The organism is Alkaliphilus metalliredigens QYMF, assembly GCF_000016985.1.
GTDB lineage: Bacteria > Bacillota > Clostridia > Peptostreptococcales > Natronincolaceae > Alkaliphilus_A > Alkaliphilus_A metalliredigens.
The window spans coordinates 3,001,530-3,024,888 of record NC_009633.1 but is presented as its reverse complement, the minus strand read 5'-3'; the positions used below and the strand labels follow the sequence as shown (position 1 = coordinate 3,024,888).

Genomic DNA, 23,359 nt, shown 5'->3' with positions numbered 1-23,359 from the left:
TGTCAGGTGAGCATATATGGAAAAGGGTTTTCCAGAGGAATTGATCGATGAAATCAAGGCTCAAAATGAAATTACAGATGTGATTTCTCAATATATATCCTTAAAAAGAATAGGTAGCTCCAATAAAGCATTATGTCCATTTCATAATGAAAAAACGCCCTCCTTTAATGTTAGTACCGAAAAACAGTTCTATAAGTGTTTCGGCTGTGGTGAAGGAGGCGATGTCATTCAGTTTATTATGAAAATGGAGAATCTAGACTTTATGGAGGCAATTAAAATGCTGGCCCAAAGGGCAAATATTGAAATTCCAGAAAAAGATCAGTCTTTGGAAGTAGCTGAGGAAATGAAGCTTCGCAACCTTTTCTGGGAGATCAATAAAAAAGCTGCCAAGTATTATTATCACTGTCTGACCAAGGAAAAAAGTATTGCCTTGGGATACTTATCCGAAAGAGGATTGATTAGTAAGACAATCAATACCTTTGGGTTAGGATTTGCTCCCAATGAATGGCAGGGATTAATACAACATCTTACTCAAGAAGGCTATGATTTAAAAGATATTGAAAAGTGTGGATTGATTATTCCCAAAAAAGAGCAAAGTGGTTATTATGACCGCTTTAGAAATCGGATCATCTTTCCAATTTTTGATATAAGAGGTAATGTTGTTGGCTTTGGAGGTAGGGTACTAGATGACTCGTTACCTAAGTATTTGAACTCTCCAGAGACGAAGCTCTTTAATAAAAGTAGAATTTTATATGGCTTAAACATTGCTAGAAAGTATATGACAACCAGACAATTGATTTTAGTTGAGGGATATATGGATGTGATTCCCTTATATCAGCAAGGATTTAAAAATGTCGTGGCGGCCCTAGGCACATCTCTTACAAAGGAGCATGCACAAGTACTCAAACGATACTGCGACGATGTAATACTCTGTTTTGACGGTGATGAGGCGGGTATAAAAGCTACCCTAAGGAGTATAGAAATCCTTAAAAATGGTGATTTTAACATTAAAGTCATGATGATGCCAAAGGGTGTTGATCCAGACACCTATATTCAATCTAAGGGAAAAGAAGGATTTCAAAGGGCAATTAATGCTGCTCTCAATGTAGTTGATTATCAAATTATGTTGGCGAAGGAAAAGTACCCACAGGATAAAGTGGAAGGACGCGTTAACCTAGCCAGAGACATTGCCAAAATTATTAAGCAAATTAAAAGTCCAATAGAAAAAGAAGCGTACATTCAGAAAGTCTCCCAGGAAACGGGGATCAATCAAGATGCCATTGCATTAGAAGTGTATGGACATCAGAAAAAACAAAAACCGAATTCTGAGACGAAAAAGTATAGTTCAAACTACAATAGAAATAATAACAGTAAATATAAATACATAGAAGCATTACCACCTGTAGAACAAAAAGGACATACGATTATTGAAAAGCAGTTGATTAAATTCATGCTTTTAAATATAAATGCCATACCCCATTTGATGGAGAAGGTAGAGGCAGAAGATTTTACCATAGGAAAGCATCAGCTTATTGTGGAATACATCTATGAAAATCATCAAAACTTACAAGGGACCCAGCAGCTCGTAGAGCACTATCCCGATCTAAAAGAAACAATGACTGATTTACTTCACATAGAAATTCAGCATATTGATATGAATAAGGCCATTGATCAATATCTGAGAAACTTAAAAAGATATAAGCTGTTATACGAGATCAGGCAGCTACAGCAGAGGGAAAAGGACATTTTAAACAACTCAAATCTAAATAAGGAAGAGGTTGAAAAGGAATTGTTGGAAATAGGTATAGAAATTATGAAGAAAAAACTGGAGTTACAAAGGATACAGGCTTAAAGAAGGGAGGGAAACCACTTGAGTAAGACAAATAATATGAAAAAAGAATCAATCAAGAAGCTGATCGAAAAAGGCAAAAAAAGAGGAATCATTACTTATGCCGAGATTGTACATGCCCTAGAAGATATAGAGTTAGACAAGGAGCAAATCGAGGAAATCTATGAGCACTTTGCAACCCTAGGCATTGACATTGTAGGAGATAAAGAAGCAGATGATGTCGATGATGTGGATGAGGCTGAGTTAGAGGATGAGGAAGAAGTCACTGTAGCAGAAAATATAGAGGCTGACATCAACATGCTAAAAGGTGTTATCATCGATGATCCGGTTCGGATGTATCTAAAGGAAATCGGAAAAGTACCATTGCTAACAGGACCAGAGGAAATTGATTTAGCCACACGCATGGAGGCAGGGGATGAACTTGCCAAGAAGAAATTAGTGGAAGCCAATCTAAGACTGGTTGTCAGCATTGCTAAAAGATACGTTGGAAGAGGGATGCTTTTCTTAGATTTAATTCAAGAGGGAAATCTTGGTTTAATTAAGGCTGTAGAAAAATTTGATTATCGTAAAGGATATAAATTTAGTACCTATGCGACTTGGTGGATTCGACAAGCCATTACACGGGCAATTGCAGATCAAGCACGGACCATTAGAATTCCAGTACACATGGTTGAGACCATTAACAAGTTAATCCGTGTCTCTAGACAACTACTTCAGGAGTTTGGTCGAGAACCTAAACCAGAGGAAATTGCTAAGGAGATGGACCTTCCAGAGGAAAAAGTAAGGGAAATTTTAAAAATTGCCCAAGAGCCTGTATCATTAGAAACACCTATTGGAGAAGAAGAAGACAGTCATTTAGGTGACTTTATCCCTGATGACGATGCACCAGCACCCGCTGAAGCGGCGGCCTTTTCCCTGCTAAAGGAACAGCTTATTGAGGTATTAGATACATTAACCCCTAGAGAGCAAAAAGTACTACGTCTTCGCTTTGGTTTAGATGATGGGAGAGCAAGAACACTTGAAGAAGTGGGCAAGAAGTTCGATGTCACCCGTGAGCGAATTCGTCAAATAGAAGCAAAGGCATTGCGAAAGCTAAGACATCCTAGTCGAAGTAAAAAGCTAAAAGATTATTTAGAGTAAGATAAAAACGATAGATTCGCAAACAGCGAGTCTATCGTTTTCTTAAAACCAGGACAACAATCATTTGTGAAACGTGATTAGAATGTCCAATACTGTCTTCGGGTTGCATATTCGATTTTTTTCTTTTTTTCTTCATCACTTTCCTGAAGCTCAGATTGATTTTGGAGAAGGTTCATATATTCAGCAGAAGCACGTTCCCATTCTATTGTTCGCCTTCCTGTATAGATGTTAGATAATTCTGCTACAGGAACAACCTCGGGGCGTTTTTTATCTTTGGACATTTGAAATCCCTCCCTTATGTATAGTGTGTAGATCCTGAGGGATATTTATAAAAGTAATTGATGGAGAATTAGTGAAAAAATTACATTTTAAATAAGTAATCAGCTTCATAAGGTTAAAGAGTGTCACCTGTACACATCAATAATAAGATAAAAGGGGTTAACCTATGACCATCAAATTACCATCTAGATTAAAAAAAATTGCCCAGCTTGTACCGAAGGGAAGTCGACTAGCGGATATCGGTACAGATCATGGCTATATTCCCATTTATTTATTGCAAAATGAAATGACTCCCTTTGTCATCGCAGGGGATGTTAACGAGAAACCCTTAGAAAGTGCGAAGGAAAATATTAAACAGTATGGCTATGAAGCAGTGGCGGAAACCAGATTGGGTAGTGGCCTGGAGGTCTTGAAGCCTGGTGAAGTAGACACTGTGATTATTGCTGGCATGGGAGGATTGTTAATATCTGATATTTTACAAAATGACCCTGAGGTGGCCAGTAGTATTCATACATTTATTTTACAGCCAATGCAGACGCCAGAGGTCCTACGAAGATATTTAGTGAAGCATGGATTTCAAATTAAGCAGGATATTCTGGTTCAGGAGGATCACCGAATTTATGAAATTATCCTAACAGAAAAGGGGCATCAAGTTGTAGCAGATGACATTCAATATGAAATTGGATTTTTCATTGAATCGAATCCCCCAGAGGTTGCTATGGCCTTTATTGAGAAAAAGAGTAAGCAGGTAGAAAGAATCATAGAAAGCCTTGAAAAGAGCACCCTGGAGGAACATGTGGAAAAGGTCCAGGCTTCTCAAGAGAAACTAATTAAATTAAGGGAGGTGCATGCATGTCTCAAAAAGTAAAAGAGATAGTAGGATTAGTAGAAGGACTGGCCCCTCAGCATTATGCCATGAAATGGGATCATGTTGGCCTTCAGGTAGGGGATCCTGAGGCAGTGGTGAATAAGGTACTGGTTTGTTTAGACCTAACACAGGCGGTATTAAAAGAAGCCATTGAAAAAGAGGTCCAGCTCATCATCACCCATCACCCTTTTCTGTTTACACCCCTAAAAAAAGTAATAAAGACAGATATAAAAGGAAGTATGGTGTTTAAAGCTATCCAAAATGGCATTAGTATTTACTCAGTACATACTAATATTGATGTGGCAAGGGATGGGCTTAATGATAGCATAGCCAAGAGGATCGGATTACAGGAAATTACAATACTTCAAGAAACCTATTATGAAAAGCTCCTTAAACTAGTGGTCTTTGTACCCAAGACCCATGAAGAACAGTTGGCCCAAGCCATAGGAATTGCTGGAGCAGGACATATCGGTAATTATAGCCACTGTAGCTTTCGAACAGAGGGAATGGGTGCATTTATGCCACTAGAGGGTACCAATCCGTATATAGGACAACAGGACGTCCTTGAAAGGGTAGAAGAGGTACGTTTAGAGACCATCCTTAGGGGAAGTCAGCTCAAAACAGTTTTGAAAAATATGATGGTGGCACACCCATATGAGGAAGTGGCTTATGATCTTTATCCTCTAGAAAACAAGGGGGAGGCAGTGGGTCTTGGACGCATGGGAAGACTTGAAAAACCAATAACACTATCTGAGTTTATCCAAAAGCTAAAAGGTTTATTTGAGATCTCAAGCATCAGAGTAGTGGGAAACCTTAGGGATTCAATCGAAAGGGTGTGCGTGCTCAACGGTAGCGGCGCAGATTTCATAGACCATGCCATTAGAGCAGGATGTGACTGCATGATAACAGGGGATGTCAAATACCATGACGCCCAGGATGCCCTAGAGCAAGGCTTTAGCGTCATTGACCTAGGTCACTTTGAAAGTGAAAAGCATTTTGGAAGCCTGGTGGCCACTTATTTAGAAGAAAGACTGGCTGAAGCAGGCAGTGAAGTAGAGGTGTTGACATCCACCATTGATATCAATCCCTTTCAGATATTATAAAAAATGGATTAAAAATATAAGAAAACAGGTGATGAAATGAGTATAGAAGAAGCAATCATATATACCGACGGTGGTTCAAGGGGAAACCCAGGAGAAGCAGGGATTGGGATTACCATTCAAGATCAAGAGGGCAATGAAGTGAGAGCAATCAGTCAATACATAGGAGACCAAACCAATAATGTATCAGAATATAAAGCCCTCAGTCGTGCCTTGGAAATCGCCCTGGATATGGGGATTAAACGCGTGACCTGCTATTTAGATAGTGAGCTGGTCGTAAAGCAGGTTAAAGGACAATATAAAGTAAAGAATGAACGAATGATCCCAATGTATAATATGGTGATGCCCTTGGTCAAGAAGTTTGAAAGCTTTGCCATTGAGCATGTGAGAAGAGAGCAGAACAAACGGGCTGATGAATTAGCCAACATTGCCATGGATCGTAAATAATTATCCAAAATAACTACCAATTATTACATTTTGACAAATGGCTGTTTTAATGATAGGATATGTATCTAGCTTAACAAAAGAATATTGCGAGTAAGTCAGATGATCGCGGCCACAGACTTGTTCTGTGGACGAGGAAAGTCCGAGCTCCGTAGGGCAAGGGTGCTGGGTAATTCCCAGTGGAGGTGACTCTAAGGATAGTGCAACAGAGATATACCGCCAGAACCCCTACTCAGTAGCAATACTGGGTATGTGGTGAGACAGCCTTAGGGCTGTCTGGTAAGGCTGGAAAGGTGCGGTAAGAGCGCACCAGCAGTTAGGCGACTAACTGGCTATGTAAACCCCATCCGGAGCAAGACCAAGTAGGGACTAGAAAACGCGGCTGCCCGTCGCGTCCCGTGGTAGGTCGCTTGAGCTAACTGGTAACAGTTAGCCTAGACAGATGATCGTCAAATACAGAACTCGGCTTATAGACTTACTCGCTTAACTAAAATCAACACTTTGTGTTGGTTTTTTTGCGTTTTTGCAAGATGATCCATAAACCGAGTACTCATTTTATCTACTAAATTTCCCGATACTAATATTTGATTATTAAGTGATTTACTCAGATTAATAATAGATACAGGAGGTATTTCATGATGAGCATGACTGCTTAAGATTTCTTGAAATATTAGAAATATATAAAGTGAAGAATATCTTATAACAGTAATCAGATATATACATCAAAATCCTGTAAAAGCTGGACTTGTAAGTAAGTCAGTAGATTGGAAATGGAGTAGTTGTTCAAGGTACTATGGAAAGAAAACATATCTCCGAGGACTTAGAACTTTTTTTATTTGATGGTTTTGTTAGATTTACTGTTTTATAGAAGGAATTGGTAAATTTATGTAGAAAGGTTTGAAAGATAGTAGACGGGGATGTGGATTTAATGTGTGTACTGACGTGTTCTATTATAAAAATATTCAATATACCAGAATAGATCTGATCTCACTTCAGCTAAGTTTTTGTAAACTCGATGTTGGATTCTTTCAGATTTCAGAGCACTAAAAAAGGTTTCTGCACAGGCATTATCCCAGCAGTTTCCCTTGCGGCTCATGCTGCAGGCTATATGGTATGATTTAAGCTTTGTTTGATATTCCTTGCTGCAATACTGGCTGCCGCGATCTGAATGATGGTATATGTCTTTTACAATGAGTGACTGTTAAATACAAATAAATAATACAGATAATGAGAGTGTCGTTAGTCATCTTGTTGTTAAATGTAGTTCGCTTAAAGTTATGTAGAAGTCTGGCCTTATAAAAATAGCAAGAACAAAGAGGACAAGGAGAAAAGCTTCAAGGGAAGTGGAAGATTTCTTTGCTGAAAGTATTTATAAATATACTGCAGGTGAAATCAAGCTATTAGCCTATTTTTGTAGAATGGTTAGCGGTATAGTAAAACTTTCTGTTCATGGAGATGTAAAGTGGGTAACTGTCAATGAATTGGGTGGATTTGATTTTGCCCCTGCGGATATATCATTGATAAAACGGTTAAAGGAGGAACTCTATTGACTAATACAAGTGAATGCGCTATTTGTGGCCTTGAAATGAAAGATATATTAATCGCTAGCCATTGTAAACCGTGGAAACATTGTAATGATATGGAGCGACTGGATGTATATAATGGAATACTACTATGCCCTACCCATGATGCACTATTTGATAAAGGATTGATTTCCTTTCATGATGATGGTAGGATAATAATTTCCAATAGAATAAAAGAAAGGGAAAATAGAGTACTAAATATCAGTAAAGAAATAAGACTTAATTTTAAGAAAGAGCAAATACCCTACATAAAATGGCATAGAGAAAATGAAGCTCAGTAAAGGAGTTAAATATAAATGAACTGTTGCTATAAAGGATTTATCAATGAATTTTTAGCCCTACATAAAAACCAATGGTTAGATGAAATGATAACGAATTATAAGTTGCTTTGTGGTGAAGACCCAAGTGAAAGCCAAATAAATGCATGGATCGATTGCCATAGTAAGTTAGTTGAGAGTTTGATGAAGTATAAAGATAAAAAATACTATTTAATCTTTGAATATGAATTGCCACATGAAGGAGGAAGAAGGCCTGATTTAATCTTATTAACGCAAAACAGCGTTAGGGTAGTAGAATTTAAAGAAAAAGAGGGTATTTCAAGAGCAGATTTAGATCAAGTTTCTGCCTATTCAAGGGATATAAAAAACTATCATCAATTTTCTTATAACAAGCATGTAACGGCGGTATTGATTCCTACAAAATCAGTAGAAAAGTTAAAAGAATTTGATCAAGTATATGCGTGTTCACCGGATAAGCTGGGAGAAGTAATTGACTCCTTAGATGCAGAAGAAATTAGCTATGAGCCCAAAGAATGGCTGAATTCTCCATATGAACCATTGCCAACATTAGTACAAGCAGCCAAAACAATATTTAAGAAAGAGCCTCTCCCCTATATTAGAAGAGCAAATAGCGCAGGAATACCAGAAGCAGTTGAGGAACTTAAGAATATATCTAAAACAGCAAGGGAAAAGGAAGAGCGGGTTTTGATATTAGCAACAGGTGTTCCAGGAGCAGGTAAAACGTTGTTAGGACTCAAATTTGTTTATGAATGTTTTAAAGATGATAGTAAAAAACAATCAATATTTTTATCAGGCAATGGACCGCTAGTTGATGTCTTGCAGCATGCTTTAGATAGTAAGGTTTTTGTTCAACCCTTGAGGCACTACGTAAAACACTATGGTATACAAAAAAGAGAGGTTCCTAAAGAACATATTATAGTTTTTGATGAGGCACAACGGGCATGGGATCTTGAACACGTGAGGAAAAAGCATAATATTGATTTATCTGAGCCAGACTTAATGATTAGGATTACAGATAGGATTCCAAGCTGGGCTGCACTACTAGGATTAATAGGTGAAGGTCAAGAAATACATAATGGAGAAGAAGCTGGGATCAAACAGTGGAAAGAAGCCGTTAAAAAAAGTAAAATGAAGTGGAAGGTGATTTGTCCAAGTAAGATAGCTCATATCTTCGAGGATGTGGTAGAGGTAGTAGCCATAGATAAATTAGATTTAAATACGACATTAAGATCTCATCTTTCAGAGGATGTGACAACTTGGGCTAATAAGCTTTTAAGAGGAAGTATTTTAGAGGCAAAGGAACTGTCATTAAAAATCAATTTAGAAGGATTTAACATGTATGTGACAAGGGATTTGGATAAGGCCAAGAGGTACTGTCAAAAAAGATATGAGGGAAATAAAGAGAAGCGGTATGGATTATTAGCATCTTCAAAGGCAAAAATATTGCCCGAGTATCAGGTTGATAATTCATATGACACAACAAAACAACTAGAAGTAGGACCCTGGTATAATTACGGGTTAGATAATGAGCTATCATGTTGTAAAATGAATAAGGTTGCTACAGAGTTTGCCTGTCAAGGGCTAGAGTTGGACATGCCAATTGTTTGTTGGGGAGAAGACATGCTCTGGCAAGGAACAAGCTGGAAGAAGTTTGAGCAAGGAGGGGCTAAAGCCAAAGATCCTAATCAACTACGATTGAATAGCTATAGGGTGTTATTAACAAGAGGCAGAGATGGTTTTATTGTTTTTGTTCCAGATACATCAGTGTTAGACGATACATATGAAGTGCTTTTAGAAAGTGGAGTTAGTAAATTATAAAGATTGATGATGAAAATTACAAACAAGAGATTCTTCAAATACGTGAAGAAGTTAAACAGGCTATTATAGAGTTTAAAGCAATAGGTGAATACTTTAAAAATAAAGGATTTACATTTGATAATAATACAGCTTCCACTTGGTTGGATAGCAGCAATACTAAAATGAGAAGGTAAACTCCCCTTGGCATTACTAGCTGAATAGCTCAAGAACTTTATTGCATATAGGTTTTGGTAAATGACATAATACAAGTTAATGAAGAAAAAACCTTTGGCTTAATCTATACCATGAAAAATGTTGCTAAAAAATATAGTGATATAGGTGAGCTTTACTATACATTTTTAGGAAGCGAAAATGATACCCCTATAGATTTTTTTGCTGTCAATATAACCCTACCAGAGGAAGATATAGACAATAAGGTGAAAATCTTTGCTCATGGGCCCTTAAATGGAGAAATACATAAGCTATCGGATCACACCATTTATTTAAAAGTAGAAGATGTGCCTAAGGACACCTTTGTAGAAGCTAGGATCCTTTTTCCTCGGTCCTTTATACCCACTTCTCAAAACAGTGTAGATGAAGATGCTTACTCAAATATTATGGAGGAAGAAGCGAGGCTAGAGCAAAAAATAGAAGAAGACCTACTTAAAAGAGAAGCAAGAGGCGTGCTATTTGGGAATATCGCAGTTATATTGGCCATTATTGAAATCATTCTATTTACTTTTCTAATGATGAAGTATCGTAGATTAAAGGATATCCATGAAGAAAGAAAGTATTTGGAAGTACCAGAAGACTGTACTCCAGCTATCACCACCTATATTACAAGTACAGCTATTTCTACCAATACGATTATGGCGACGATACTTGATCTTTACAGGAGAGGATATGTAAGGGTAGATGATGGAGAGGAGTATGAGGAGAAAAAAGAAGTGTTAAAGCACTTTACTATAACAAGGGTAAAAGAAGAAGATGAGGGTCTTCTAAGTCATGAAAAGCACTTTATTGCTTGGTTAATCGAGGATATGGGGGATGGGGCCACTGTAACAACTAAGGATATAGAAAGCTATAGCAAAAATAATCAATCTATGTTTGTAAAGCAGTATACTAAATGGGGTAAGTTGCTAGAAGAAGATGCTATCAATAAGGGCTACTTTGATGAAGGTAGTAAAAAATATGGTTTGCCATTGTTAATCTTATTTCCCATAACCTTAATCTTAGCTATCGTTGCCTTGGTATATGAAAACCTTCTAGGATTAATGTTAGTGGCAACGTCATTTTTAATCCTAATCCAAGGAATTGGATTGTTGCTTAGGAAATCTGATTATGGTTATGTAGAATATAAAAGATGGATAGCATTTAAAAGACATATGAAAAACTTAAAAAAACGTAATCTAGTAGATGACTTAGGTAACTATCCAAAAGATATTGCTTTGGTTTACGGTTTAGCACTAGGCATTGATAATGATATCCTAAATGAATTTAATATTGAAACGGGTCATAGAGAAGGCTCGGTTTCCTATGGATACGGATGGATGTATTGGTATTTCATTTTAAATAATAATAAAAACAATGCATTCCAGAAAAGCATTGCTTTACCAGATAATTTAGGTGGTTAGTAAATGGGGTCCTGATTCCATACATTTACTTATTTAAAAAAGAACACATACTAAAAAAATCTAAAGGCAATAAACGGTGTTAAGATTGCTAGCAAGCACGTGTACGTAACAGACAAGAGCCTGTCTGAAAGCTGTTGGTACTAACGGCACTATCCAAATAAAAGGAGGTGCTTCCCTTATCTTTTGGTCTATTTTGGCACAATCAATTAGTAAGTGCATATTTAAGAAAATAATTGTGTGATATAATTTAACGAGTAGGAATGAAAGTGTCAATTTTGTCAAAACAATATCTTGGGAAAGAGGCTAGAGGGGTGTTAGAATGAATTCAGCAATTACCATCATAGGGTTACCTTTGAAGACGGCTTTGATCGTAGGTGGGTTATTTATTTTGTCTGCACTAGCGCCATCTATTCTAGCTGTTTTATTAAGGTACAAGCAGGTGTGGAGGGATGAATAAATCAATCATGTACTTACTTTATTTCACCATATATACAATTATCTTGCTCTTATTTGGAAAAGGTGGATTTAAGAGAACAAAGAACGCTAGAGATTTTTTTGTTGCGGTGAATAGCTTAGGTTTGGCCGCCAGTATTTTTACATTTAGTGCCACTTGGTTTAGTGCGGCTTCCATGCAAGGGCTTACAGGGTCTATGTACGCCTATGGCTACAATATCGTTTTATATGCTGTAGTTCCATGGTTTCTAGGGGCGACTTGTCTTGTTCTTTTAGCTACGCGACTTAAAAAATATGATATCATTACTGTGCCGGAGTACTTTTATATGCGCTATAACAGCAAAGGACTTCAGGCTATGGGCGGACTTGTTATTGTTATTACCTATATACTATACATTATTATTCAAATTCGTGGTTTTGGTATTGTTATTTCAGAACTGCTGGATATTAATTATACCTTTGCCATTGTTCTTGTGTATCTTTTTGTCATTTATACAACCTTTGGGGGTTTGTTTTCTGTTGTGCGAACAGATGGATTGAATTTTATCCTAATCATTGTAGGTACCTTGCTGGCAGTAGTGTTAATCCTACGAAATGTTGGAAGTGTTACTTTGATGCATGAGGGGGCAGCACTGATTAATACGCGACCATTTCCAGCCTTTCCACATGTGACGGAAAAAGGCGCATTGCTAGATACTTTTTCAAAGGGTGCGTATACGCCGCTTTTGACTTTCACTTCATTTTTTGGCTGGGGGCTAGGGCTTGCAGCAAACCCTCAGTATGCCATACGCATTAGTTCTGCTAAAAACACCAAAACAGCCGTTAAAATGGTTTGTTTTTCTGTTTTAATTCTGGCTTTCTTGTATTTAGGGCTTTTCATCATTGGAATTGGGGGCAGGGTTTTAGTGCCAACCATACATTCCATTGCTTCAGTAGATGAGGTCTTTCCTTATTTAATTAATAATGTGATTTACTCGCCTTTTAGTGGTTTGATTTTAATTAGTATCATGGCCGCAGCTATTTCTACGGCAAATTCTCAACTCTTAGTTGCTGCCAGTGGCTTTAGCTATGATATTTACAGAAATTTGATTAATCCTGAAATCGATGATGATCAATTGCTTACGATGAATCGGATCTTTATATTTGTTGCAGGTACCATCTCACTGATATTATCATTAAATCCGCCAGACAGCTTGTTGATTTATGGCGGACATATATGGGGTGCTTTTTCTGTGAGCTTTTTGCTACCTCTTTATGGGGGTATCTTCTGGAATAAAGCGACGAAGGAGGGTGCTATCGCCTCTTTTATTGGTGGCTTGATTATACTCATAGGCTTTATTCTTAAGAATCGAATCATTATATCTAAAGCAGACGAAATGGTTCACCCTGCATTTCCAGGGTTTATAGGGGCAGTTATCATTTTTTACTTTGTGAGTCACTATTCTTACAAGACACTAAAAAACGTAGAAGACCCAGTGATGTTAGAGAAATGAGAGGTGACTTCTTATGAGACTAGATATAGAAAACAAAATTCTAATTCCCTTTATGGCTTTACTCATCCTATCTATAGCAACACTGGGTTTTGTATCTTATTGGAATGGCTACCAATTGCTGCTGAACAATGAAATTCAAAACATTAGTAAACATTTGAAAGAGATGGCACTCCATATAGATGATATACAGGCACAAGCAGATTTAAATGAAATGGAGCTTCAAGCGGCTCAGCTTTCTTTAATTCAGTATTATGATGAAGTTGGTAGGGATGGTGTGTTTATAAAAAATGAGGATGGACTTCTTGTAAATCATTTTAAGGATGAAGCAGAATGGCTAGACTCATTTTATCCTATAGCTAGAGAAAACAAGAAAGGCACTTTTCAATTGGAAAAGGACGTATTTGTATATCAATCCTACGAACCATGGGGTTGGGTATTAGGGTACGGTTTAAGTAAACGGATGTTTTCACAGGAGGTCTTAGAAGCTCAGAAGTATGTTATCTTACTGGCTATTGTCTCTTTGATTTTTTCTATGCAGGCTTCTATTTTTATTGCTTATAATATTTCTAAACCCATTAAACTGTTGGCTGAACTGTGCGATAAAATTGGACAAGGGAATTTAAAAGAAAAAATCAATATTCGTCGAAAGGATGAAATAGGGATGCTGGCCACTGCCTTCAATGACATGGTTGTCAAGCTCCAAATCAATAAAACGAAGCTTTTAGAGATGACCCGCCTCAATGAGGATATTTTAAGGAATATTTCAACGGGGATTATGACCACAGATCAGAAAGGTCACATGGTTTCTATGAATACAGCTGCTACAGAGCTCCTTAACCTTAGTGACCATGAGATTTTAGAGCAAAAGAAACTTAAGGAAGTGTTGCATCAACAGATTCTAGCCACCTTAGATGCAGGGAAAAGTATTAATGAGATTCAAGTTTTTCATAAAGAAACGGGTGAAGCTAAGCTGTATATCGATGTGATAACTTCATTACTTAGGAGTGAGACTGGGGAAATCAGTGGTGCCATTTGCAGCTTTAGAGATATTACGGAGCGGAAGCTGGTAGAAAACAGTATGGAAACCCTAGATCGCTTGACTTCAATGGGCCAATTAGCAGCAGGTATGGCCCATGAAATTCGCAATCCCCTTGCAGGTATGAAAACCAGTATACAGGTACTCAAAAAACGACTGAGTCCTGAGGATGATTCGTCAAATCACAAATTATTTAATGGGGTACTCTATGAAATAGATAGAATCAATCAACTCATTACGGATTTACTTAACTTTGCTAGACCTAAGACACCCCGTTATGAAATAATAAGTATCATGGGAGTATTGCAGCGTGCCTTGGATTTGACCAGTAAAGGCAAAACCGAAGTAACTGTTGAAATCAATTTTTTAAAACACAATGAAAACCTACTAATCTTTGCAGACAAGGATCAGATAGAGCAGATTTTTATTAATATTATTAAAAATGCCTTAAAGGCAATGAGAAATCAAGGAGCTCTTAAAATTAATCTGTCTACCCAGTGGGATTATGGCAAAGAATTTTCAATAATAGAATTCCAAGATGATGGCTGTGGCATTGCTGCCCAAAATATTGAAAAGATATTTGACCCTTTTTTTACAACAGATTCTCAGGGAACGGGCTTGGGATTGTCTGTGGTTTATGAGCTGGTGAAGGAAAATCGAGGCAGTATTGAAGTGAGTAGTCGTGTTGACCTGGGAACTAAATTCAAATTAACATTTCCCCTGCACTTACAGGAAGTATATTTTAGTGAAAAATAATATGAAGAAGTGTTGTTCCATGAATAATAACAACTAACTGGAATAACCAGTGCACTAGAGGAGGAAACTTAATATGAGAAAGAAAATAGTCATTATTGATGATGAAGAAACCATTCGTCTCTCTCTTAAAGAAGCTTTAATGGATTTGGGGTATGAAGCAGAGACTGCTGGAGATAGCTGGGAAGGACTGAAGAGAATCGCATTATTTAAGCCCCAGGCTGTGTTTTTAGATATGCGTCTGCCTGATGGTAATGGACTTCAGCTCATTCAAAGAATTAAAGAAATGGATAAAGATTTAGAAGTGGTCCTCATGACGGCTTATGGTGATATTAAGACGGCAGTTACTGCTATAAAAAATGGGGCCTTTGACTACATTAATAAGCCCTTTGAGCTAGATGAGGTTCAAATTATTCTGACCCGTATATTTGATAAGTTGAAGCTACAGAAAAAAATATATCTCCTAGAAAAGGAAAAGTTATCAAACGATGAAACAATTATAGGAAGTCATTCAAGTATGAAGGATGTCTTTAGTAAAGTAGCCATTTTATCAGAAAATGAAGATGTCACCGTTTTGATCCGAGGTGAAACGGGAACGGGAAAAGAAGTTGTAGCTTCAGCAATTCATCACAATAGTCCACGTAAAGAAGCCTCTATGTTGAAAATAAATTGTGGGGCGATTCCAACGCAACTCATGGAAAGTGAGTTATTTGGTTATGAAAAAAGTGCATTTACAGGTGCTACAGCTAGGAAAAAAGGCCTTTTGGAAATTGCAGATGGTGGTACGGTGTTCTTAGACGAGATTGGAGAATTATCTATGGACATGCAAACAAAGCTCCTTCGGTTTTTAGAGGAAAGAAAATTTAAAAGGGTGGGTGGCCTTGAGGACATTGAGGTAAATATCAGAGTCATTGCGGCTACAAATAAAGATTTAGAGGAAGCCATCGAAAAAAAGGAATTTAGAGAAGACTTATATTACCGACTCAATGTTGTTCCTATGGATTTACCGCCTCTGCGACAACGAGGAGAGGACATTCTACTTTTAGCACAACATTATCTGGCTCAGTATAATCAAAAATTCAATAAAAAAATCATGGATTTTACTGAGGAAGCAAAAGAAAAGCTGTTGAAGTATCACTGGAAAGGCAATATACGAGAATTAAAAAACGTCCTTGAAAGGACGATTATTTTGAACGATGATTCTTATATTCGATTAGAGCATCTTCCTATTGAAATTGTAGGGAGTGAAGAAAAGACAGTAGCAACTAACATACAGCCTATGATTAAGATAGGAGAAGACATCCCAAAAGATTTTTCCTTAGAAAATTACTTGCAGGAAATTGAAAAAAGCTACATTCAAACTGCTTTGAGACTTTGCAAGGGAAACCATTCAAAGGCAGCTTACATACTAGGGATTAGTCGATTTGCTTTAAAAAGAAAGCAAGAAAAATACACTAAATCCTAAAAGAGTGATATCGCAACAAAAGAGCGATATCGCTCTTTTGCTTGTGCGAAATTGCTCATAATCTAATTTAATTGAGATGGAATTCTGCGAAAATACTGATAATTCCAAAAAAATATTTTGGCATCATTCTTGCGTATATAAGAGAAACTATATATTTGCTACTTCAATCTATTATTGGATAACATAGGGGAGTATTATCAAATTTCAAATAAAATGAGGAGGTGGAGACAATGTATCAAGTGGATTTAAACAGTGATATTGGTGAGAGCTTTGGAGCCTACGAACTTGGAATGGATGGTGAAGTGGTAAAGTATATTACTTCGGCAAATATTGCTTGTGGTTGGCATGCAGGCGACCCAATGGTCATGGAAAAAACAGTTCAGGCGGCAATCAGAAATAAGGTAGCTATTGGTGCACATCCAGGGTTTCCAGATTTAATGGGTTTTGGTAGGCGAAATATGGTAGTGACTCAGGAAGAAGCCAAGGCCTATGTAAAGTACCAAATAGGCGCATTGTGGGCATTTACTAAAGCTGCAGGCGTTGCAATACAGCATGTGAAGCCTCATGGCGCTTTATACAATATGGCAGCGAAGGATGAGGGATTAGCCAAGGCCATTGCTGAAGCTGTCTATGAAATTGATCCGAATATTATTCTTGTAGGCCTTGCAAATAGCAAAATGACAGAGGTAGGAGAAAAATTAGGTCTTAAGGTTGCCCATGAAGTTTTTGCAGATCGGGCATACAATTCGGACGGAACCTTAGTTTCCAGAAATACAAAGGGTGCAGTCATTCATGATTCTGATTTAGCTGTTGCAAGGGTTGTACGAATGATTAAGAAAGGCAAGGTAGAGGCCATTAATGGAGAGGATGTAAGCATTAAGGCACATTCTATCTGCGTTCATGGAGATAATGAGCATGCACTGGAGTTCGTAAATAAAATTAGGGAGACCTTAGGGAAAGAAGAGATTCAAGTGATTTCTATGGATGCCTTATTAAAGTAGCATACCATAATTAAAAGGAGGCAATAAAATGACCGTTGAGAAAGTGAAAGAAAAAAACTGGGGTGTATTACTAGGTGCTGCCTTTATTATGGCTACATCAGCTATTGGACCTGGTTTCTTAACACAAAGCGCAACATTTACTCAGGATTATATGGCAAGCTTTGGATTTGTTGTTCTTGTATCTATCCTATTAAATCTTGTTGTGCAGATAAATGTATGGCGTATTATATGTGTATCTGGTATGCGTGGTCAAGATATCGCAAACAAAATCTTGCCTGGAATGGGATATTTTTTAGCGGCATTGGTTGCTCTAGGTGGTTTGGCATTTAATATTGGTAATATTGGCGGTGCTGCATTGGGATTAAATGTTCTCACGGGATTAGACATTAAGTATGGTGCGCTTATTGCAGGTACTTTTGGAGTTCTTATATTTGTTTCTAGGAATGCAGGTCCAGTGATTGATAGAGTTACCAAGGTATTGGGTGGTATTATGATTGCTATGGTTGCTTATGTTGCAATGACAACAAATCCACCTGTAGCAGAGGCGATGGTTAAAAGTGTTGCACCAGATAACATTAAAGTTCTTATATTTCCTATTATAACCCTTTTAGGTGGTACAGTTGGTGGATACATTACCTTTGCAGGAGCCCATCGTTTAGTTGATGCAGGTGTTACGGGAGAAGAAAATTTAGGTCAGATTACGAAAAGTTCTATGATGGGCATTGGGATTGCTTCAATTATGCGTATTTTATTTTTCTTAGCTATTTTAGGTGTTGTTGCTAAAGGTGTGGAGCTTGATCCATCTAACCCAGCAGCTTCAGCATTTCTTCATGGGGCAGGACAAGTAGGTTATAAATTCTTTGGATTTGTATTGCTTGCGGCAGGACTTACTTCTGTTATTGGTGCAGCGTACACCTCTGTATCCTTTTTAAAAACATTAAACACCACCATTGTTAAGCATGAAAAATACTTTATTATTGGGTTTATTACTGTATCTACGATCATCATGAGTTTTATAGGAAGACCAGCTCGACTATTAGTTCTAGCAGGGTCACTCAATGGTTTGATTTTACCTATTACTTTAGGAATTGTTCTTTTAGCTTCGAGACGAAAAGACATTATTGGGGATTACAAGCATCCTACATGGTTGATTGTGGCTGGTATCATTACGGTTATTTTATCCTCCTATGCAGGCTTGACTTCCTTACAGAATATTAAAAACCTATTTTAAGAGAGCTTGCGCATTTAAAGATGCTGTGAATATATCTTTTGAAAGATCATTGAGTTCGTAGGTAAAGTAAAGTAAAATAAAGTAAAAAGGGGGATTTGTATGAATACTAAATCTGTGAAGGATATTTGGAAGGCCATTGAATTTGGAGAATGGAGAAAACCCACATCTGGTCTAGCACCTGGGTATACTCAAGCCAATGTGGTGATTTTACCTAAGAAAGATGCTTTTGATTTTTTATTGTTTTGTTATCGAAATGAAAAACCCTGTCCAATTGTGGATATTTGCGAACCGGGACAAGTCGCACCACCTGTGGCAGGTCCTGATGCAGATATTCGAGTTCATGTACCTAAATATCGAATTTATCGTCACGGAGAATTAGACAAGGAAGTCGATGATATAAAATCTTATTTTACAGAGGATATGGTAACATTTTTGATTGGATGTAGCTTTACCTTTGAAAAAGAGCTATTGGAAAAGGGCGTCCCAGTAAGACATATGGAAGAGGGAAAGAATGTACCGATGTATGTAACCAATAGACAATGTCAATCGGCAGGTATATTCTCTGGTCCTTTGGTGGTAAGTATGCGACCAATACCAGCCCATTTAGTAGACAAGGCAGTAGAAATTACAGCGCCTTTTAGAAAAGCCCATGGTGCACCTGTCCATATTGGAGATCCAGCTGAATTAGGGATTAAAGATATCAATAAGGTAGACTTTGGGGAGCCACCAAATATTAAAGAAGGAGAAATACCAGTATTTTGGGCTTGTGGTGTGACGCCTCAAATGGCATTAAAAAATGCTCGACCTGAGCTGGTCATCACTCATTCACCAGGCTATATGTTTATAACTAGTATAACAGATGAAGAAATAGCTAGACTTTAGAAATAGACAGGGGATATAAAAAGAAGTGCTCAATGAGCAACTCAAAGGAGATTGAAAGCAGGAGGAATCCTATATGTATGATAAAACAAAGTATTTAATTGCAGGGGATCGGGCCATTGTTATGGAATTTGGCAACAGTATCTCGGAAGAAATTAATAGCAAGATTAGAGCCATGACCATAGCCATTGAAACGAAAAAGGTAGAGGGTATTTCTGAAGTTGTCCCTACTTATCGTTCTCTGATGATTCATTATAATCCCGTACAGGTTGATTACAATACACTAATGAAGGGGCTTCAAACTTTAGAGGGAGAGCTTGAAAGCATCCAATTGCCAGCACCGATAGTTATGGAAATACCTACTATTTATGGTGGTGATTATGGTCCTGATATTGAAACAGTGGCTGAACACAATGGCTTGACAGTTGAGGAAGTGATTAAAATTCATACCTCAGGAGAATATTTAATTTATATGCTGGGTTTTACCCCAGGGTTCCCTTATCTAGGGGGAATGGATACAAAAATTGCAACACCAAGGCTTGCCACGCCTAGAACTAAAATAAAGGGCGGCTCTGTGGGCATTGCAGGCAGTCAAACAGGGATTTATTCTATTGATAGTCCCGGTGGATGGCAGTTGATTGGTTGGACACCTGTTAAGCTCTATGATGCAGAGGCAGAAAAACCGATTTTGTTTAAGGCAGGAAATTACATTAAATTCAAGCAAATAGATGAAGCAGCGTATAAAGCCATTGAAGGAAAAATCCAAAGTGGAACCTATGAATGTCCATCCTATCCTAAAGGAGAAGGGGGGCAAAGTCGTGGGTAATATTAAAATTTTTAAACCAGGTATGCTCACTCTGGTACAGGATAGCGGAAGACAGGGATATCAACAGTATGGAGTGCCTGTCTCCGGTGTTATGGATAGCTTTTCTCATAGAGTTGCCAATATTCTAGTGGGAAATCATGAGACGGAAAGCGTATTAGAGGCCACTTTACTAGGGCCTGGTATTGAGTTTCTAGATGAAACAGTCATTGCAATAACAGGGGGAGACTTAGCACCTAATATCAATGGTGCAGCGGTTCCCCTGGGGCAGAGTATTACTGTTAAAGCTGGAGAAAAATTAGATTTCAAAGGTATCAAAACAGGCTGTCGTTGCTATATTGCTTTTGCAGGCGGCATTAATGTGCCTGAGATTATGGGAAGTAAATCCACTTATAATCGAGGAAGCATAGGGGGGTATGAAGGTCGTGCATTGAAGGCGGGAGATATTTTAAATCTAGGTGAACCTTTGAAGCCATTATCCTCATTAGAAGGTAGAACCATTCAACAGGATTTGTATACCTACACAAATAAGATAGAGTTAAGAGTCGTAGCAGGACCTCAAGAGGAAGCCTTTTCGCCAGAGGGGATCGAAACCTTCTATAGCTTTGAATATGCGGTAACCAATGAATGTGACCGTATGGGATACAGACTGTCTGGGGATGTGATAAAGCATAAAGAAGGTGGCGACATTATTTCTGATGGTATCGCTATGGGTGCCATTCAAGTGCCGGGTCATGGTATGCCTATTATAATGATGGCAGATCGCCAGACCACAGGAGGGTATACTAAAATAGCCAATGTCATAAGTGCTGATCTTCCTAAAATGGGTCAGGCAAAACCGGGGGATAAGATAACCTTTAAAAAAGTTACGATAGAAGAAGCTCAGAGGATATATAAAGATATGGAAGATAAAATCGCTGAGTATAAGAAAACCTTTGAAGAACAAGAGTTGTATAAGAAAAAACTTTTTCAATTTAAAATGGGTGGAAAACTTTATGGGCTCATACTTGAAGAAATTAAAGAGTAGTACAATAAAGGCACTTTTAGTCGATACTGACTGAATAGTGCCTTTTGAAAATTACAAGGGGGTATTAAATTGGCTAAACTTCTAGGGAAAAAGATAATGATATGCTTTTGTAACTATAACCTCTTTTTTAAAAGCACTTTACCCTGAAGATGTAGAGATATTTGCTTATGATATGGAAAATACACTGTGTTTGAGTATGCAGATTCATATAATAAAATATTTTGGGGATAAAATGATAGGATATTTTTATTATGTATAAATTAGACTTGACATGGATAAAGTGTGTTTTCTATTGATCTGATGGCTACAGTTTTGTTCTGGTTGATTTCTCTATGCTTTCTTGAGCTAAAGAGAGTAACCGCATCCAAAGTATTAAGGAAAATCAAGGAAGAAGGCCTGTATGTTATTGGAATGGTTAAAGATGTAAAGCAAAAATACACCTTTGAAAATAAGGAATATTCCTTGAAAGAAGTAAGAAAGCTTTTATCCAAAAGGAGCCCATCTAACATTTTAGGATCTATTATTGTTACAACAAAGAACGGTTCGCCAGTCAAGCTTGTTTACGTTAAAAATGGCAATAAACAGAATGAATGGCTAGCAATTCTTTGTATTGACTTATCTATATCTAATGAAGAAATCGTTAGAATATATGGTAATCGCTGGACTATTCAGGTGTTTTTCAAATCAATAAAATCATTTTTGAAACTTGGAAATTAGATGACCGAGCAGCTTCCCCAGTGAGACAATATTCTGCTACCATCAGTATCAATGGTAGAGTTGTTCAACGTGGTCCAGTTCCATTGGAGCATGGTAGACCCTTTGTAAATTGGGGTGCATTGATATTTGATATACCAGATATTAGACTAATAAACAGAATAGTCATCACAAATACCTCTACTGGCTTACCAGATGATTGGATTGGGCTAGATTGGATGGAAATGAGATTTTCCCGTAGATAACCATAGATAAATTCCCTACATGTAGTATATATAGGGAGTTCACTGTTTTTTTATGATATTAATAAAGAAATCTTTATATTGAGGAGTGATGATAAATTAAACTGGTGATCCCCCAATGGCCACAGATTGATTAACCAAAGCAAATTTTCTGCCATTCCATTTTAAGGTTGTTAAAACATATCCCAGAGCATCGGCAGCAAATCTGCCAGAAATTCTTTGATATGCCAGTAGTTCATATACACCATCAGAGTCAAAAACCACGGGATAGAGGCCACTTAGTGGATTTACAAATCCTTCTATTGGGGATTTAAGCTTACCCTCGGCATCGTATATTTCATTTAGGTAATCCTGATCTCTAGTGGAAATATCAATTACATATCGAATACCCTCGGTGACATTGATTACTTCTACCTTGTAATAATCCTTGTAGATAACCTGATATTTATAAGCTTCGTTAAACACATTGTAATCAAATAGTAATTTAGGTGTATTACATACATAAGAATAGATGTAGTAAAACATAATTCCGCCACTTCCTCCTGATGCAATACTAATCAATATATCTTTGATTCCATCTCCAGTAAAGTCTCCTAAAAACAGGGTGGGGTTATATCCAGCATTAGATTTAAGAGGAACATAACTCATCATTCCTGTTCTTCCATCCTGAATCACTAGAGTGATTTTTTGTATAAATGGACTATCTATGGTCTTCACACCTGTAAGATAGACATGATCTGGTATCCCGTCACCGTTTACATCTCCCCATGCTGAAGAGACGATCATAGCATTCTTTTGACTGAAGTTAACATACGGACTATGCAACATAAATATTCCTCCAAACCAATTTAGTTTTTAACTCATTATATGCTACTGGTAATGAACTGTGCTGAACTTTATTGATTTTAGATTTATTTAAGTTAGTCAGCTAGTGACTTCAATGAAATATTATTTTGTTCCTTCGGTAACTATGTGGTCAGAAGGAAGGTGTAATTGATGAAAAGAGCTGTAACTGTTTCTACGGAGAAACATATATCTTATACAGATTCCAATGCAGATCCTATCCAAAGTATTTTCTAATAAAGTTACTGGCAGATAACCATTTTTTGAAATAATGGAAAACAATTGTATAGATTGTAGAATTTTGTGGTAAAAACATATATAATTTATGTTATAGGACTATAGTTTTATAGGACTATAGTTCTAGTACTCAGAGGAAAATATCTTGAAAATTCAAAAGGAGATTGAT

23 protein-coding genes and 1 other RNA gene are annotated in these 23,359 nt (G+C 37.3%); 21 read left to right on the top strand and 3 right to left on the bottom strand.

Features of this window, described 5'->3' with window-relative positions:
• Window positions 1-16: 16 nt before the first annotated feature.
• Both dnaG and rpoD read left to right on the top strand, forming a co-directional pair.
• Window positions 17-1,852, top strand: coding sequence for a DNA primase (dnaG, locus tag AMET_RS25390; protein WP_012064106.1), 1,836 nt, complete (start codon window positions 17-19; stop codon window positions 1,850-1,852).
• A gap of 36 nt (window positions 1,853-1,888) precedes the next feature.
• Window positions 1,889-2,989, top strand: coding sequence for an RNA polymerase sigma factor RpoD (rpoD, locus tag AMET_RS25385; protein WP_041721711.1), 1,101 nt, complete (start codon window positions 1,889-1,891; stop codon window positions 2,987-2,989).
• Window positions 2,990-3,066: 77 nt separating this feature from the next.
• On the opposite strand, the gene AMET_RS14730 is transcribed toward rpoD, so the two are convergent.
• Window positions 3,067-3,270, bottom strand: coding sequence for a hypothetical protein (locus tag AMET_RS14730; protein WP_012064104.1), 204 nt, complete (start codon window positions 3,268-3,270; stop codon window positions 3,067-3,069).
• A gap of 164 nt (window positions 3,271-3,434) precedes the next feature.
• Here AMET_RS14730 and AMET_RS14725 point away from each other — a divergent pair, with 164 nt between their 5' ends.
• The 4 genes from AMET_RS14725 to rnpB all read left to right on the top strand — a co-directional run bounded on the left by AMET_RS14725 (window position 3,435) and on the right by rnpB (window position 6,166).
• Entirely contained in the window at window positions 3,435-4,136 is a 702-nt protein-coding gene (locus AMET_RS14725) for a tRNA (adenine(22)-N(1))-methyltransferase (RefSeq protein WP_012064103.1), read from the top strand.
• Complete coding sequence (locus tag AMET_RS14720) at window positions 4,121-5,239, top strand: Nif3-like dinuclear metal center hexameric protein (RefSeq protein ID WP_012064102.1); 1,119 nt, start codon at window positions 4,121-4,123, stop codon at window positions 5,237-5,239. Before AMET_RS14725 ends, AMET_RS14720 begins: the two co-directional genes overlap by 16 nt.
• A gap of 36 nt (window positions 5,240-5,275) precedes the next feature.
• On the top strand, window positions 5,276-5,683 hold the full coding sequence (locus AMET_RS14715) for a ribonuclease HI family protein (protein WP_012064101.1): 408 nt from the start codon (window positions 5,276-5,278) through the stop codon (window positions 5,681-5,683).
• Between the two features lie 87 nt (window positions 5,684-5,770).
• Window positions 5,771-6,166, top strand: an RNA gene (rnpB, locus tag AMET_RS24685) — RNase P RNA component class A.
• A 439-nt stretch (window positions 6,167-6,605) separates the two neighbouring features.
• Here rnpB and AMET_RS26285 read toward each other — a convergent pair.
• Window positions 6,606-6,860, bottom strand: coding sequence for a DDE-type integrase/transposase/recombinase (locus tag AMET_RS26285; RefSeq protein WP_408626408.1), 255 nt, complete (start codon window positions 6,858-6,860; stop codon window positions 6,606-6,608).
• Between the two features lie 163 nt (window positions 6,861-7,023).
• On the opposite strand from AMET_RS26285, the gene AMET_RS14710 reads away from it, so the two are divergent.
• The 15 genes from AMET_RS14710 to AMET_RS14645 all read left to right on the top strand — a co-directional run bounded on the left by AMET_RS14710 (window position 7,024) and on the right by AMET_RS14645 (window position 22,113).
• The gene (locus AMET_RS14710) at window positions 7,024-7,230 is read left to right on the top strand and encodes an NUDIX hydrolase (RefSeq protein WP_049765271.1); all 207 of its coding nucleotides are present in this window, start codon (window positions 7,024-7,026) and stop codon (window positions 7,228-7,230) included.
• Entirely contained in the window at window positions 7,227-7,544 is a 318-nt protein-coding gene (locus AMET_RS14705; RefSeq protein WP_049765270.1) for an HNH endonuclease, read from the top strand. Before AMET_RS14710 ends, AMET_RS14705 begins: the two co-directional genes overlap by 4 nt.
• A 15-nt stretch (window positions 7,545-7,559) precedes the next feature.
• Window positions 7,560-9,380 (top strand): DUF2075 domain-containing protein, encoded by a 1,821-nt coding sequence (locus AMET_RS14700; protein WP_012064100.1) that lies wholly within the window; start codon window positions 7,560-7,562, stop codon window positions 9,378-9,380.
• Between the two features lie 227 nt (window positions 9,381-9,607).
• On the top strand, window positions 9,608-10,993 hold the full coding sequence (locus tag AMET_RS14695; protein ID WP_012064099.1) for a DUF2207 domain-containing protein: 1,386 nt from the start codon (window positions 9,608-9,610) through the stop codon (window positions 10,991-10,993).
• A 319-nt stretch (window positions 10,994-11,312) separates the two neighbouring features.
• Window positions 11,313-11,450, top strand: coding sequence for a hypothetical protein (locus AMET_RS25855; protein ID WP_012064098.1), 138 nt, complete (start codon window positions 11,313-11,315; stop codon window positions 11,448-11,450).
• Window positions 11,443-12,939, top strand: coding sequence for a sodium:solute symporter family protein (locus AMET_RS14690; protein WP_012064097.1), 1,497 nt, complete (start codon window positions 11,443-11,445; stop codon window positions 12,937-12,939). The genes AMET_RS25855 and AMET_RS14690 overlap by 8 nt, the downstream gene beginning before the upstream one ends.
• A 13-nt stretch (window positions 12,940-12,952) precedes the next feature.
• Complete coding sequence (locus AMET_RS14685) at window positions 12,953-14,731, top strand: sensor histidine kinase (RefSeq protein WP_012064096.1); 1,779 nt, start codon at window positions 12,953-12,955, stop codon at window positions 14,729-14,731.
• 73 nt (window positions 14,732-14,804) lie between these two features.
• Window positions 14,805-16,193 carry a sigma-54-dependent transcriptional regulator gene (locus tag AMET_RS14680; RefSeq protein WP_012064095.1) on the top strand — a complete coding sequence of 463 codons (1,389 nt, stop codon included), beginning with the start codon at window positions 14,805-14,807 and terminating at the stop codon, window positions 16,191-16,193.
• A 230-nt stretch (window positions 16,194-16,423) separates the two neighbouring features.
• Window positions 16,424-17,194: a LamB/YcsF family protein gene (locus tag AMET_RS14675; RefSeq protein ID WP_012064094.1), complete on the top strand. Its 771-nt coding sequence runs from the start codon at window positions 16,424-16,426 to the stop codon at window positions 17,192-17,194.
• A gap of 28 nt (window positions 17,195-17,222) precedes the next feature.
• A complete protein-coding gene (locus AMET_RS14670) occupies window positions 17,223-18,425 on the top strand; it encodes an NRAMP family divalent metal transporter (RefSeq protein WP_012064093.1) in 1,203 nt (400 codons plus the stop codon).
• 99 nt (window positions 18,426-18,524) lie between these two features.
• Window positions 18,525-19,307, top strand: coding sequence for a putative hydro-lyase (locus AMET_RS14665; RefSeq protein WP_012064092.1), 783 nt, complete (start codon window positions 18,525-18,527; stop codon window positions 19,305-19,307).
• A 73-nt stretch (window positions 19,308-19,380) separates the two neighbouring features.
• Window positions 19,381-20,130 carry a 5-oxoprolinase subunit PxpB gene (gene pxpB, locus AMET_RS14660; RefSeq protein ID WP_012064091.1) on the top strand — a complete coding sequence of 250 codons (750 nt, stop codon included), beginning with the start codon at window positions 19,381-19,383 and terminating at the stop codon, window positions 20,128-20,130.
• The gene (locus AMET_RS14655) at window positions 20,123-21,154 is read left to right on the top strand and encodes a 5-oxoprolinase subunit C family protein (RefSeq protein ID WP_012064090.1); all 1,032 of its coding nucleotides are present in this window, start codon (window positions 20,123-20,125) and stop codon (window positions 21,152-21,154) included. The genes pxpB and AMET_RS14655 overlap by 8 nt, the downstream gene beginning before the upstream one ends.
• A gap of 300 nt (window positions 21,155-21,454) precedes the next feature.
• On the top strand, window positions 21,455-21,871 hold the full coding sequence (locus AMET_RS14650; RefSeq protein WP_157047264.1) for a hypothetical protein: 417 nt from the start codon (window positions 21,455-21,457) through the stop codon (window positions 21,869-21,871).
• Between the two features lie 20 nt (window positions 21,872-21,891).
• The gene (locus tag AMET_RS14645; protein WP_012064089.1) at window positions 21,892-22,113 is read left to right on the top strand and encodes a hypothetical protein; all 222 of its coding nucleotides are present in this window, start codon (window positions 21,892-21,894) and stop codon (window positions 22,111-22,113) included.
• A 96-nt stretch (window positions 22,114-22,209) separates the two neighbouring features.
• Here AMET_RS14645 and AMET_RS14640 read toward each other — a convergent pair whose 3' ends face one another.
• Entirely contained in the window at window positions 22,210-22,938 is a 729-nt protein-coding gene (locus AMET_RS14640) for a hypothetical protein (RefSeq protein WP_012064088.1), read from the bottom strand.
• Between the last annotated feature and the right edge of the window lie 421 nt (window positions 22,939-23,359).

Bases quoted from the DNA above. Each gene is read 5' to 3' on its own strand.
- dnaG (WP_012064106.1), top strand. From the start codon at position 17: ATGGAAAAGGGTTTTCCAGAGGAATTGATCGATGAAATCAAGGCTCAA.
- rpoD (WP_041721711.1), top strand. From the start codon at position 1,889: ATGAAAAAAGAATCAATCAAGAAGCTGATCGAAAAAGGCAAAAAAAGA.
- AMET_RS14730 (WP_012064104.1), bottom strand. From the start codon at position 3,270: ATGTCCAAAGATAAAAAACGCCCCGAGGTTGTTCCTGTAGCAGAATTA.
- AMET_RS14725 (WP_012064103.1), top strand. From the start codon at position 3,435: ATGACCATCAAATTACCATCTAGATTAAAAAAAATTGCCCAGCTTGTA.
- AMET_RS14720 (WP_012064102.1), top strand. From the start codon at position 4,121: ATGTCTCAAAAAGTAAAAGAGATAGTAGGATTAGTAGAAGGACTGGCC.
- AMET_RS14715 (WP_012064101.1), top strand. From the start codon at position 5,276: ATGAGTATAGAAGAAGCAATCATATATACCGACGGTGGTTCAAGGGGA.
- AMET_RS14700 (WP_012064100.1), top strand. From the start codon at position 7,560: ATGAACTGTTGCTATAAAGGATTTATCAATGAATTTTTAGCCCTACAT.
- AMET_RS25855 (WP_012064098.1), top strand. From the start codon at position 11,313: ATGAATTCAGCAATTACCATCATAGGGTTACCTTTGAAGACGGCTTTG.
- AMET_RS14690 (WP_012064097.1), top strand. From the start codon at position 11,443: ATGAATAAATCAATCATGTACTTACTTTATTTCACCATATATACAATT.
- AMET_RS14685 (WP_012064096.1), top strand. From the start codon at position 12,953: ATGAGACTAGATATAGAAAACAAAATTCTAATTCCCTTTATGGCTTTA.
- AMET_RS14680 (WP_012064095.1), top strand. From the start codon at position 14,805: ATGAGAAAGAAAATAGTCATTATTGATGATGAAGAAACCATTCGTCTC.
- AMET_RS14675 (WP_012064094.1), top strand. From the start codon at position 16,424: ATGTATCAAGTGGATTTAAACAGTGATATTGGTGAGAGCTTTGGAGCC.
- AMET_RS14670 (WP_012064093.1), top strand. From the start codon at position 17,223: ATGACCGTTGAGAAAGTGAAAGAAAAAAACTGGGGTGTATTACTAGGT.
- AMET_RS14665 (WP_012064092.1), top strand. From the start codon at position 18,525: ATGAATACTAAATCTGTGAAGGATATTTGGAAGGCCATTGAATTTGGA.
- pxpB (WP_012064091.1), top strand. From the start codon at position 19,381: ATGTATGATAAAACAAAGTATTTAATTGCAGGGGATCGGGCCATTGTT.
- AMET_RS14650 (WP_157047264.1), top strand. From the start codon at position 21,455: ATGGCTACAGTTTTGTTCTGGTTGATTTCTCTATGCTTTCTTGAGCTA.
- AMET_RS14640 (WP_012064088.1), bottom strand. From the start codon at position 22,938: ATGTTGCATAGTCCGTATGTTAACTTCAGTCAAAAGAATGCTATGATC.